Genomic DNA, 12,516 nt, shown 5'->3' with positions numbered 1-12,516 from the left:
CGGCCCGGCTCTCTGGCGGGAGACCGGGCCGGCATGCGGTGAGGACAAGGAAGGCCGGGGATGTGTGTGGCAGCTATTCGCCGGCCAGCGATAGGCCCGGCAACACGGGTGCGTCGGCATCGAGGATGAGGATGCGCACGTCGGCCTGGCCGGCCAGTCCAAGGATCTGTGCCAGCTCGTCCGGCATGCCCTTGCTGCGGTGCTCCTGCCGAAGCTGCTCGGCGGCGATCCCCTCGACGTCCTGCAGGTGCTGGTCCGTCCAGGGCGTGGAGATCAGCTTGACGCCGATCGCCGGGCTGTAGGGAATCCGGAACGCGATGAACAAAAAGGCCTCCGGCGTCGCGAGGTCAGCCAGGTTGGCCAGGTACTGGCCGGTTTCGCGGCTGATGTGCGCGCTGCTGATTTCCCAGCACCGGCTGTAGTAGCCGGTCTCGAAGCTCAACCGCTGCACGACTTCCCGTGCGGCCTCGGCCGAATAGGTGTCGCCAATGTGGACGGGGCGGCCGTCGAAGTCGTCGCCGTGGATCGCGTACACCACGGCACCCACCATGCCTTCGCCGCTGCCCCCTTCAGCCGCGTCGCATTCGGCGATCAGTGCGGCGCCGACAGGTTCGGTGCCAGTCCTGACCACCGCGAAGTCGCTGGTGATGATGCAAGGAGAAGAAACCAGCGCCGCGTCGCAGAGGTGCTGCTGGCTCGGGTGGATGTTTCGCCAAACATGCGGGCTTCCGTCCTCGTAGCTGATGGACAGCGTGCGGACGATTTTCAGATTCCAGTAGCCGCGTAGAAAGGGATTGGGATTCTGGGACATGGGATTTCTCCAACAGAATAATGATGGAGCAAATCCCCGCCACCGGGAATTGACCCCGGTGGGTGGAAAGAAAGGAAACAGCGTCAGGTGACGCTGATCGTTGGCGTTTGGGCCAATCGCTCGGCGACGCGCCGGCGCAAATTCATGCGGAATGGCTCGTCGCTGACGCCCGCCAGCAGATTGATGGTCTCCAGCGCGATCAGGGCCGAAGCCTCTTCGATGTCGGCGGCCACAATGGTCTTGCGCAATTGGTCGCCGAGCTGGAGGGCCTGGGAGGAGGAGCTGATGAAGCGGACCTCGCGGCTCAGGTAGCAGCCGTTGCCGCCGAACTCGAACAGCCGCGGCTTGCTGCAGTACCAGCAGCCCTCGAACTGGATGGCGGTCAGGTGGTGCCCGTCATCGAACCGGGTGGCGATCAGAAACAATGCGTCGAGATCGGCGGTGTCCTCGAACGAATGACGGTCGATCAAGTTCCCCAGCTCTTCGTCCTCATCGGCACGGAAGTGCACGGCGAGCAGTTCGAGCAGCGGCGGGATCGACAGCCCTTCGTCGTCCGGCATCGGAATACCGAGTTGCGTGGCCAGGTCTTCCAGGCCATCGAGCACGTCCGGCCATTGCGGATTGGTGGTCTCGGCGATCTGGGCGATGTAGGCCTGCCCGTTGCCGGGGTGGCTCTCGTCCAGCGCGAAGGCGCCGAACAGCGCCTGGATGACGGGCGTCACACGGTCGAGCACGAGAACGCCGGTGGCTTCGTAGTAGTTGTTGGCCATGAAGGCTCCTTTCGATGAATGAACGGAGCCAGCCCTTGCGGACGATGGCATCCGCAGGGGAAACCGCCTGATGCCGGATGGCGCTGGGCGGGGAGAAAACGCGAGGGACATGGCCTCGAACGAGGCGCATGTCCCTCATGGGGTCCCGTGAACGCAGTGATGAAGGTGTGCCAGGGACCGGCTCACCAACCGCTGTAGTTCAGCAGCAGGTCGGCGATCACCTGGCGACGTTGCAGATCGAGACCATCGAAGTCCGACAGTCCTTGGAAGTGGCAGCGCTTGAGCATGGCACCGCCCTCGCGCGCGTTGTAGAAGCTGAACATGGCGGACAGGAACATGCGTTCCCCGCTGCTCAGGACGCCGAGTGCGTCGTTGGCACGCAGCATGTCGGGACGCAGATCCCACTTGCTCTTTGCCTGGTTCAGGCCTTCGCGCGTGCCGTCGCCAAACCATTGCGGGCCTGCGATCTCGACGCCGCGCTTCCAGACCTCGAAGAAGGCTTGGGGCGCGGCGGCGAAATGCTGCTCTTCCCGCATGATCTGATCGACGACTTCCTGGGGCAAAAGCTGGTTCATGACGTGGTTCCTCCAGTTGGATCAGGGTGTGGCGAGCTGGGACCAGCCGCCTCTTTCGAGGGCACGTTGAGCCGCGGCATAGCTGCGGAAGTACTGGCAGGATTCCCGCGAAACGGGACCTTCTGTATCGCGCGTGCCGATGTAGTGGCCGGCGGCGCTATGCAGGATTTCGAGCGGCAGGAACTTGCCGCAATGGATCAAGGCCAACTGGCCGAAAGAGGCTTGCTGGGACATGGACGGGCTCCTTGGAAAAAGCGGGGCCTCGTCCCTCACGGGATGGCAGCTCCCGCACGCGGTTGAGAAAAAAGCATCGGCGTCACGGGTGACGCGCGTCCGCAGACTCGATGCGATGGCGGACTGGCGGGTAGCGCGGAAAGAATCCGCGGCAGCCTGGAAACTCTGGCTGCTGGCATGGTGCTGACGAATCAGCGACACATGCGGGCAGCTTCATGCGCGAGGCGAGCCGCGTCAGCCGGAAATCGGCATTTGCAACAGCCCCGATTGGCGAACGCGGAAAAAAGAAAGCCCCGCAATAAGTGCGGGGCTGTCAGGAGGATGAGGCGAAACTGGGTCAGCGAGGCCTGTCGCCCAGTACATGCTGCTTCCACAGGGCGAATGCCTCGTCCGGTCCCAGCTCTGCGAGGATGACGATGGGCTGGCCCCGACGGGCACGCAGCGATGCGAAATACGCTGGCCGGTCGGCGATGGCGTTGAGCTTGATGCCCTTTAGGAACAGCAACTGGCGGGGGCGAACTTTGGTGGTAACGCAGGCATGATTGCGCTTGTTTGGGGCAAAAGGGCCAGCGAAGCGGGCGGACACGGCCAGAAAACCGCGACGAACTACTTGTACTTGCCAGGCGAGGCGAACGGGTGACATCAGCATATCGCTATGCGGTAAAGAAGACCGTCCTAAAGCTTGCAGGATCCCGGCATAGCTTCATCATCACCTCTCCGTGACGGCTCATTGGAACGAAAAAGGCCAGCATCGCCGTGATGGACTTTCATAATTGCCAGGTCAACTGGCTTGCGTGCTGTTTATTCACAGCAAGGCATTGCGACGTCGTTGCAGCAATCGCCGCCATCGCAACAGGGCGTTGCAGCAAAAGCGGCGGTGGGCGCTAGCATGAGGGCCAAGCCGCGGCCGCTCATGCTGGGGGCCGTTCTCTTCAGATTGGTGTCCTGCACCGTGTGCATTGCGAATTTCCGGATCGTCCCAATGTCACTGGGACTCCTTTGTGGCGGCCGGGTTCTCCACGCTCATGAACGACTGGGCCACCAGCGCGATCGCCCCGCCCACGATGGCCATGTCAGCGATGTTGAAGGCGGGCCAGTGCCAGCCGTGCAGGTGAAAGTCGATGTAGTCGATAACGTGCCCGCGCGTGGCGCGGTCGAACGCGTTGCCCAATGCGCCGCCCAGAATGAGGCTGTACGAAAGGCCTTCCGTTTTGCGCAGCGGCCGGGAGAGCAGCCATGCGAGCCATGCCGATATTGCGAACGCGATCGCCAGAAAAAACCACCGCTGCCAGCCGCCCGCGCCAGCAAGGAAGCTGAACGCCGCGCCGGGATTGAGAGCGTGAACTAGGTTGAAGAATGACGCCACCTCGTGCGACCAACCCAAGGGAGTTGTCGCGTCAATGTAGCTCTTAGCTGCCTGATCGCCGGCGAATATAACGATCGCGAGTGAGTACCACTGCGTCTTGCGAAGAGATGGTTCATCCATTGTTCATGCCGCCTTGAACTTCAGGAGGCGCAGCCCATTGACGACAACCAAAAGACTTGCCCCCATGTCAGCGAACACAGCCATCCACATGGTGGCATGCCCTGTGAACGTCAACGCAAGGAACACCGCCTTGATGCCAAGGGCCAGAACGATGTTCTGCGTGAGGATCGCCGCAGTGCTACGCGACAGCCGGATGAAGGCGGGGATCTTGCGCAGGTCGTCGTCCATCAGGGCGACGTCGGCTGTTTCGATCGCGGTGTCGGTGCCGGCCGCGCCCATGGCGAAGCCGATGTCGGCACGGGCGAGCGCGGGCGAATCGTTGATGCCGTCGCCCACCATGCCCACCTGGCCCTCGCCGCCGACCAGGCTTTCGATGGTCTTGAGCTTGTCTTCGGGCAGTTGGTCACCACGGGCTTCAGAGATTCCGACCTGGGCAGCGATGGCCGCGGCCGTGTGCTGGTTGTCCCCCGTCAGCATCAGCGTGCGCACACCCAGCGCCTGCAGGTCGGCCACCGCCTCACGGCTGGTTTCCTTCACGGTGTCGGCCACTGCAAAAATGCCGAGCACGGTCGCATCGTCCATCAGCAGGATCGCTGTCTTGCCTTGGCGCTCCAGGGTCTCCAGCCGAGCCTGGAGCGTCGCTTCGCTCAGGCCCAGCTCCTGGGCGAGCCTGTGGTTGCCCATGTGCAACATGCGCCCGGCGACGCGGCCGCGCACGCCGCGGCCAGGCAGCGCCGCGAAGTCGTCGACCTCGTGCAGCGCGATGCCGTCACGGTTCGCCTTGCGGGCGATGGCCTGAGACACAGGATGGTCCGAGCGTGCCGCGAGGCTTGCGGCCCAGGCGGCAACTTCCTGCGCCTCGCCGATCAGCGGCACGAAGTCGGTCTGCTCGGGCTTGCCATGTGTGAGTGTGCCGGTCTTGTCCAGGGCCAACGCCTTGAGCTTGCGCCCGCCCTCCAGGTAGACGCCACCCTTGATCAGGATGCCGCGTCGGGCGGCAGCGGCCAAGCCGCTGACGATGGTGACCGGCGTGGAGATGACCAGAGCGCAGGGGCAGGCGATCACCAGCAGTACCAGGGCCTTGTAGACCCAGTCAAACCATGCGCCGCCGAAGGCGAGCGGCGGCACGACGGCAACCAGCACGGACACCGCGAACACCGCCGGCGTGTAGACGCGGGCGAACTGGTCGACGAAGCGCTGCGTGGGCGCACGGCTGCCCTGCGCGGACTCCACGGCATGGATGATGCGCGCGAGCGTCGAGTCGCTGGCGCCTGCGGTCACCTTGTATTCGAAAGAGCCGGTCTCATTGATGGTTCCGGCGAAGACCTGGTCACCTTCGGCCTTCTCGACGGGCAGGCTCTCGCCGGTGATGGGCGCCTGGTTGATGGCCGATCGACCCGAGGTGATCAGGCCGTCCAGTGCGATGCGCTCGCCAGGACGCACGCGGACCACCGCGCCCTTTGCGACCTCCTTGGCCGGCAGCTCTGTCCATGAGCCATCGGCCTGCCGCACGGTCGCGGTCTCGGGCGCCAAGTCCATCAGCCCCCGAATGGCGTTGCGGGCGCGGTCCAGCGACTTCGCCTCGATCACTTCCGCCAACGCGAACAGGAACATGACCATGGCGGCCTCCGGCCAGTGGCCGATCGCCATGCCGCCGGTGACCGCGATGGCCATCAGGGCGTTCATGTTCAGGTTGAGGTTCTTCAGCGCGATCCAGCCCTTCTTGTAGGTGCTGAGGCCGCCGGTGAAGATCGAAACCAGTGCCAGCACGATCACGGCCCAATGATTGCCGTCGTTGACCCAGTACACGCCTTCGGCGGCCACCGCCGCAACGCCCGAAACCGCCATCGGCCACCAATTGGTCTTGTGCGCGGCCACCGGGGCATCGCGCGGCTCATCAGTCCTCTGGACCTCGGCTTCCATGCCCAGCGATTCGATGGCTTCGACTGCCGGCTTGATCGCGTCGGGTGTGTGCCGAACCGTGAGCGTGCGCTGCATCAGGTTGAAATCCATTCCCTGCACGCCCGGCATGCCTTGCAGCTTGCCGCGGATCAGACTTTCCTCGGTCGGACAGTCCATCTTCGCGATGCGAAGTACCGTGGTGGCTGTCTGCATGTCCTGCCGCGCAGCCTGCATTCCAATGGAAGCAAGCGCCTTCTCGATCGGCGCTGAGGTCGCCAGCGTGTGCTGGACTCCCAGCACACGCTGCATCAGATTGAAGTCGAGCGCGGTCACACCCGGCAGCTTGCCCAGCCGGTCGCGGATCAGCGCTTCTTCCGTCGGGCAATCCATGTTCTCGATCCGGTACGTCACCCGCTCGCCGATCGGCGGCGCGGAAACGGCAGCGGTTGGTTGCTGCTGCAGGGCCGAGGATGGGATCACAGCCGCGGCTTCGATCGGCCCCGTGTGGCCGAAGGTCTGCTCCTTGGCGCGCATGCCGATCGAGGCCAGGACCTGCTCCATCTGCGCGCGTGCCTGAGCGAGGTGTTTCACCGACAGGGTGCGCTCAGCGAGGTCGAAGTCGAGGTCCTGAATTCCCTCGACTGCCCCGAGGTGCGAGCGGATGAGTTTCTCCTCGCTCGGGCAGTCCATGTTCTCGATGCGGTAGGTGGTCGACACGGCGGCGTCTCGGACAGCCTGAGCCTTCATGCCCACCGAATTCAGCGCTTGCTCCAAGGCATCGGCCGAGACTTCGCGGTGCGAAATGGTCAACAAACGCTGCGGAAGATCGAACAGGAGCCGCTCGACACCGGGCATGCCCTCCAGCGTTCGCCGCACCAGTGCTTCCTCATTGCGGCAATCCATGTTGCTCACGTGGAAAACGGTGGTTTCAGTGCTGGCCTGCTCACTGGCGCACGCCGTCTGTTGGCCATTGCCGCCGGAGCAGGCGCATGGGCTGGAAGGTTCTTTGTTCATAGATCGCTCTTCATTGACAAGGTTTTCCCCGGATGCCATCATTAGAAAACCTCTAGTAGATATAGAGTCAAGTTTTTTATAGGAAGCAACCATGATGCGGATCGGTGAACTGGGCAAGAAGGCAGATTGCTTGGTGCAGACCGTGCGCTTTTACGAGTCAGAAGGCTTGCTGCCCGAGCCTGCACGTAGCGAGGGCAACTTCAGGCTCTATGACGAAGTCCATTTGCAGCGCTTGCTGTTCATCCGCCGCTGCCGGGCGAAGGACATGACGCTGGATGAGATCCGTCAACTGCTGAACTTACGGGATCGGCCAGAGTTGGGCTGCGGCGAGGTGAACGCGCTGGTCGACGCTCATATCGCGCAAGTGCGGACCAAGATGAAGGAATTGCGCGCCTTGGAGCGCGAGTTAATGGATCTGCGACGCTCCTGCGATAGCGCCCGAACCTCGCGCGAGTGCGGCATTCTCAACAGCTTGGCCGAGCCCGCCTGAAGCTCGAGCGTGTCATCGGTGCTGGAAGTGATCGGGTCCAGTTCTGAGAGCCACGTGCCGCGCTCCATCATGCGAAAGCGCGCGATTCTGACGTTTTGAGACGGCGTGCGACCGAGGGCGTGGCCCACAGGAGCCAGCGCGAGCCGGACGACCTGCGCGCCGCAATCTCCGCCACCTTACGGGTTCTCCAGGCCAGACCGAGCATCGCGGCGTGGCTGCGCAGGTGCAGGTGCAGGCCAAGGTAGCAGTGCGCCACGACGCGGCCCGACTCATGGGCACGCCACGCAACTCGCGATCGCTTCGCAAGAAGCCGCAAGGCCCGACTCGCGCAAGAATGCGACGTGGGCAAGATCGTATAGCCAGCAGCGCAAGCGTTTGCCGCTGCTGGCCGGCTCCGGAAGGGATAGACAAGCTGCGGGCCGTAGTCCATTGGAAAGTCCATCTTTCTTGAGTGTCACTCTTTGGCGCCCAGCGTGTGCTTTTGCGACCGGAAAGCGCTGAACAAGTGGCCCCCGGGCATCCAGAAATCGCCGTAGTTGACTTGGGCGTCTTCGTGCTCACGCTTGTGATGCCAGCGATGGGCTTCAGCCACCCCGATCAACAATCCCAACGGCCCGACCCGGTATCCCAGATTGGAGTGCTGGAAGGCCAGATGCACGACCAAGAAGCCGAGCCATGCGCCGACGGCCAACCACAGCTTGGAACGCCGCTACTGGCTCAACGGGGAGTGGAAAGGCCGCCCGCCCTCTAGCAAGGCGGCACAAGCGAGCGCGACGATCACTGTGAGTAGCTCCGTCGGAAAAGACGGCCGGCCGGTCGCGAGCTCGCCGAAGAGCACAACCGCAGTGGCGCCACGGATCAGTGGATAGCAGCCATACCGGATGACAGTCGCAATGAAGGGGGCGCATTGGTGCTCATCTGTTCTGTCCTAAAGCTCTGACTGGATTGGAAAACCTTCTAGCTACGGTAGAGTCAAGGGCGTCCGGGAAGACCCTGTGGCAAGTTCGTTGCATCTGCGCCTTGACTCTCCAGCCGCTACAGGCTTCAGCATCCATCGATTTGGAAGGAACAATGCATGGCTGAAAACCACAGAAATCACGAAAACGACGAGTTGGGCCGCCTAGATGCGAGCGATGCGAAGGACCGAAAGATTCTTCTGACTGTGTTGCTGATCAACCTGACGCAGTCCGCCGCCGGCATTGCCCTTGGCATCTGGGCTGGCTCTACGGCGCTGATGGGCGCCGGGTTGGACAACCTCGCCGATGCGTCGGTCTATGCGGTTAGCCTGTATGCCGTCGGTCGTGCGGCAACGGTCAAGGTGGGCGCGGCCCGCTTGTCGGGTTTCTTGCTAATCGGCCTGGCCGCGCTGCTGCTGTTGGAAGTCCTACGCCGCTTCGCTGGAGGGGAAGAGCCTGTCGGCCCAGCCATGATGGCCATGGCCGCGCTGAACGCGGCTTTGAACCTAGTGTGCCTCAGACTACTGCGCCGCCATCGCGGGGAAGATGTGAACTTCAAGGCGTCAGCGATCTTTACCAGCAACGACTCCATCGTCAATGGTGCGATTGTGCTGTCCGGGGTGCTGGTGATGGGGTTCGGGTCGAACATCCCGGATCTGGTGCTGGGCGTCATCGTGGCCGCAATCGCAGCGAATGGGGGGCGGGAAATCCTGCGCGAAGCATCGGAAACAGCTCGCCGTAAGGCGGGCACATAAGGCATGTTTTCGCCCAGTTCATCCCGAGGTTTACCTCTGCAAAAGAGGTAGTCCAGCCTTTGGGCTACGGCCTCGGCTGCAGCCGAGCGTACCATTGGCGATGGCCGCGCGATAGGCGGGCATGCCGTTCTCGACCTCCGTCTGCCGTACAGCAGCGGTGCGCAAGGTTGAGGGTGCATGTCGTCTCTCCTGTTCGTGTGGCCCAGGCCAATGGCCGGGCCGGGACGTTGATGGGCAGGAGAATGGCGCCGAAGGCCCAACGGCCTTCGGCTCGGGAGAAAAGAGGAACCACCCGTGGGCTGATTGGCAGGCCCGGTCGTCGCTAGAACCGTCTGCTCATCAAGCAATCACACCCGGCCCATGTCGTGGCTGGGGCCGGCATCGTCTGGCGCACATCCGCGCACAAAGGGAGCCCGTTTTTGCACCGGCGGGCACCGGCACCGATTACCGCTGACCACGAAGGGTCTCCCGGTGGCTCGTGCAGCCTGGCAAGCCACCGGGAGACCCTTCGCAGAGGGCGGAAGAAACGCAGATCAACAGAACGCGCGTGGTGCGGCTCGCAGAGAAGCTACCTTCAGGTCCCGCGGCCGGGGACGGCTGGGCGGGACGCGCACACGGATCAAGAAGGCGTTGCGCGCTGGGCGTCCCGCAGGGCATGCGGCGGAGTGCGGGACAGGGGCCACGCCGCCGAAGGCGGGCACGGCTCACGGGGAACGGGGGCGGTCAGGAGCCTTTGCGGCCGCTACGGCGCGGGCGCGAGGCGCCGCGCTTGGAGCTGCCGGATTCGACTGGCAGCGTGCCTTTGCAGTCCGGGTAGCGGCTGCACGACCAGAACGGGCCGCTCTTGCCGCTGCGCTGGCGCGTGGGTGCGCCGCACTGCGGGCATGCCGGCCCTTGGGGAACCTTGATGGACAGGGAGGCGCTGCCGTACTGCGCAATCAACTGCGAAATCCACGCGGCCTGCTTGCCGATGAACACGTCCAGGGTGAGCTGTCCGGCCTCGATCATGTCGAGCGCCTGTTCCCAGACGGCGGTGGTGCCAGGGTCGGCAATCGCCGCAGGCACGGCATCGATCAAAGTGAAAGCCGCATCCGAGGCGCGGATGGCGCGCCCCTTCTTCACGAGGTAGCCGCGAGCGATCAGGCCGCCGATGATGTTGGCCCGCGTCGCTTCGGTGCCGATGCCAACCGTATCCTTGAGCTTCTGCTTCAGGCGGGGATCGGACACCAGCTTGGCGACGCCTTTCATGGACTTGACCAACTCGCCTTGCGTGTACGGTTTGGGCGGCAGCGTCTTGAGTGCCTTGAGATCGACGTCGGCCACCTGGCATGCCAGGCCCTCATACAGTTTCGGCAGCGCGGGCAGCACCTGGGCGCGGACCGCAGTATCGCCCTCGCCATCACCGTCTTCGGCCTGCGGCTCGGCGAGCACCTGGCGCCAACCCGGGATGACAACCTGCTTGCCCGTGGCCGCCAGGTTCTGCCCCCCGCACGAAAACTTGGCCACAGTGCGGTCGAACTCGTGGTGAGGGAGGAACTGCGCCAGGTAATGCGACCGGATGAGCCTGTACACGGCCAGTTCCTTCTCGCTCATGGCGGAGAGCTTCGCCGGTTCGAGCGTCGGGATGATGCCGTGGTGCGCCGTGACCTTGCCATCGTTCCAGGCGCGCGAGCGCTGCGAGCGGTCGAGCTGGCCCATGATCGAGCGCAGCGAGGGATCGGTCTTGAGCAGGCTGTCGAGAACGGTGGGCACTTCGGCAAACATGCTCTCGGGCAGGTAGCCGGAGTCCGAGCGGGGGTACGTCGTGGCCTTGTGCGTCTCGTACAGGGCTTGGGCAATCTCCAAGGTTTCCTGCACGTCCAGCCCAAGCTGCTTGGAACACACTTCCTGCAAGGTGCCCAGGTCGAACGGCAGCGGCGGGCCTTCGCGGACACGCTCAGTCTCCACCGACACGACGTGGGCACTGCCCGCAGCGCGGATCTGCTGCATGGTCTGCTGTGCGACCGGCTGCCGCAGGCAGCGGCCTGCGTCGTCGGTGCACGCATCGGGTGGAACCCATTGCGCGGCGAAAGTCGAACCGCCTGCGAACAGGGACACGGCGATGGCCCAGTATGGTACGGACACGAAGCGCGCGATCTCGCGGTCGCGGTCCACAACGAGCTTGAGCGTCGGGGTCTGTACGCGGCCGACCGACAGCACGCCGTCGTAACCCGCCTGTCGCCCCAGCACCGTGAACAGCCGGCTCAGGTTCATGCCCACGAGCCAATCCGCACGGGAGCGCGCCAGCGCCGAGTGGTACATCGAAAGCGTCTCGGCCGAAGGCCGCAGCTTGCCCAGTGCCGCCCGAATGGACGCATCGTTGAGCGCCGACAGCCACAGGCGTTCGATGGGGCCGCGGTAGCCGCAAAGCTCCACGATCTCGCGGGCGATCAATTCGCCCTCGCGGTCGGCATCGGTGGCGATAACCAGGTGAGTCGCCTTCGCCAAGAGCGCCTTGACGACCTTGAATTGCGTGGCGGTCTTCGGTTTGACCTCGACCCGCCAGTGCTGGGGAATGATGGGCAACTGCTCAACGGACCATCGTTTGAGCTGCTCGTCGTAGGCCTCGGGCGGCGCCGCCTCCACGAGATGGCCGATGCACCAGGTGACCGTGACGCCGGAACCGTTGAGGCAGCCTTCACCGCGCTGCGTGGCGCCGAGAATCCGGCCAATGTCTTTGCCCTGGGAGGGCTTCTCGCACAAGAACAGCCGCATATCCGTCCATCCCGATTCCTGTTGTTCATGGAGTTGCTGGGATCGAGGATGCCGAGCGCAGCCCCTGGCAGCAGCAAACAAGCCGCATGCGGCAGCGACCGCTTTCACGCCGATGAAATGGCGAGTGCGGGGAAGGTGCGTGGCCGGAAGTGTGCGGGCCGAGAGCCGCGATTTCCGGGAGCGCGCGTGGAACTCGGTGGACGTTGGTGGAGCTATCCCCTGGGGATAATTCGCAGCGCATGGAGGGCGGCGAAGCACTGCGGCAGCCGCCCTCCATGCCCGATCACTTCCTGCGCTTGGTCTCTTTCGGCGCCGTCGATTCCTGGGTGGCCTGGGGCTTCGGCTCTGCCTCCTGTGGCTTCGGGCTGAGGGCCACAGACTCGATGCGGTACGGCAGGATGCCGACACTGCGCGCGTTGACCTGCCAAGTCTCACGCGGCTGATCTTCGTTGTCCGTCCAGGGGTCGCGCTCCATGCGGCCGACGACCAGCACCCGCATGCCCTTCTGGTAGAGCTGCTGCCAGCGGTCGGCGTCGTGGTGCCAGAGTTCCACCGGCGCCCAGAAGCCGCCGCGGTCCTCGAACTCGCCGCCCTTGGTGGGGACGGGGTTGTCGAAGTACACGTTCAGCCGGAGCAACCGGCGAGGATCGTCGTTGCCATTGGGGAATTCGCGGTACTCGGGAGGCGATCCGATGTTGCCCTCGCCGATGAATTGTGTGCTCATGTTGGAATCTCCGTGGTGGTTGAAATACCCGTGCCTCGTTGGGCT

General features: G+C 64.0%; 13 protein-coding genes. 2 read left to right on the top strand and 11 right to left on the bottom strand.

Features of this window, described 5'->3' with window-relative positions:
- Window positions 1-73: 73 nt before the first annotated feature.
- The 7 genes from ACCQ04_RS10515 to ACCQ04_RS10485 form a co-directional block, all read right to left on the bottom strand.
- Window positions 74-811, bottom strand: a complete 738-nt coding sequence (locus ACCQ04_RS10515) for a DUF5983 family protein (RefSeq protein WP_033962840.1) — start codon at window positions 809-811, stop codon at window positions 74-76.
- Window positions 812-894: 83 nt separating this feature from the next.
- Window positions 895-1,581 (bottom strand): hypothetical protein, encoded by a 687-nt coding sequence (locus ACCQ04_RS10510; protein ID WP_003116830.1) that lies wholly within the window; start codon window positions 1,579-1,581, stop codon window positions 895-897.
- A 182-nt stretch (window positions 1,582-1,763) separates the two neighbouring features.
- Complete coding sequence (locus ACCQ04_RS10505) at window positions 1,764-2,156, bottom strand: hypothetical protein (protein ID WP_003116832.1); 393 nt, start codon at window positions 2,154-2,156, stop codon at window positions 1,764-1,766.
- 21 nt (window positions 2,157-2,177) lie between these two features.
- Window positions 2,178-2,390 carry a hypothetical protein gene (locus ACCQ04_RS10500; protein ID WP_003116833.1) on the bottom strand — a complete coding sequence of 71 codons (213 nt, stop codon included), beginning with the start codon at window positions 2,388-2,390 and terminating at the stop codon, window positions 2,178-2,180.
- Between the two features lie 337 nt (window positions 2,391-2,727).
- Window positions 2,728-3,039: a hypothetical protein gene (locus ACCQ04_RS10495; RefSeq protein ID WP_003108988.1), complete on the bottom strand. Its 312-nt coding sequence runs from the start codon at window positions 3,037-3,039 to the stop codon at window positions 2,728-2,730.
- Between the two features lie 336 nt (window positions 3,040-3,375).
- Window positions 3,376-3,876, bottom strand: coding sequence for a signal peptidase II (gene lspA / locus ACCQ04_RS10490; protein WP_003098955.1), 501 nt, complete (start codon window positions 3,874-3,876; stop codon window positions 3,376-3,378).
- A 3-nt stretch (window positions 3,877-3,879) separates the two neighbouring features.
- Complete coding sequence (locus ACCQ04_RS10485) at window positions 3,880-6,792, bottom strand: heavy metal translocating P-type ATPase (protein ID WP_003098961.1); 2,913 nt, start codon at window positions 6,790-6,792, stop codon at window positions 3,880-3,882.
- Between the two features lie 91 nt (window positions 6,793-6,883).
- Between ACCQ04_RS10485 and cadR the strand changes: the two genes are divergently transcribed.
- Window positions 6,884-7,282, top strand: coding sequence for a Cd(II)/Pb(II)-responsive transcriptional regulator (cadR, locus tag ACCQ04_RS10480; RefSeq protein WP_003098965.1), 399 nt, complete (start codon window positions 6,884-6,886; stop codon window positions 7,280-7,282).
- A gap of 67 nt (window positions 7,283-7,349) precedes the next feature.
- Here the strand turns inward: cadR and ACCQ04_RS10475 are convergent, their stop codons facing one another.
- Window positions 7,350-7,712, bottom strand: a complete 363-nt coding sequence (locus ACCQ04_RS10475) for a DUF3703 domain-containing protein (protein ID WP_196495817.1) — start codon at window positions 7,710-7,712, stop codon at window positions 7,350-7,352.
- A 24-nt stretch (window positions 7,713-7,736) separates the two neighbouring features.
- Entirely contained in the window at window positions 7,737-7,973 is a 237-nt protein-coding gene (locus ACCQ04_RS10470) for a sterol desaturase family protein (protein ID WP_003098970.1), read from the bottom strand.
- Window positions 7,974-8,357: 384 nt separating this feature from the next.
- Here ACCQ04_RS10470 and ACCQ04_RS10465 point away from each other — a divergent pair, with 384 nt between their 5' ends.
- Entirely contained in the window at window positions 8,358-8,993 is a 636-nt protein-coding gene (locus tag ACCQ04_RS10465; protein ID WP_003098972.1) for a cation efflux transmembrane domain-containing protein, read from the top strand.
- A 723-nt stretch (window positions 8,994-9,716) separates the two neighbouring features.
- Here ACCQ04_RS10465 and ACCQ04_RS10460 read toward each other — a convergent pair.
- On the bottom strand, window positions 9,717-11,747 hold the full coding sequence (locus ACCQ04_RS10460; RefSeq protein WP_003116834.1) for a DNA topoisomerase III: 2,031 nt from the start codon (window positions 11,745-11,747) through the stop codon (window positions 9,717-9,719).
- A 283-nt stretch (window positions 11,748-12,030) separates the two neighbouring features.
- Window positions 12,031-12,471, bottom strand: coding sequence for a single-stranded DNA-binding protein (locus tag ACCQ04_RS10455; RefSeq protein WP_003098976.1), 441 nt, complete (start codon window positions 12,469-12,471; stop codon window positions 12,031-12,033).
- Between the last annotated feature and the right edge of the window lie 45 nt (window positions 12,472-12,516).

The sequence above is a fragment of the Xanthomonas sp. NCPPB 2866 genome (genome assembly GCF_041475745.2).
Lineage (GTDB): Bacteria > Pseudomonadota > Gammaproteobacteria > Xanthomonadales > Xanthomonadaceae > Xanthomonas > Xanthomonas arboricola.
The sequence above is the reverse complement of the archived record's forward strand: the minus strand, read 5'-3'. Positions and strand labels throughout refer to the sequence as shown.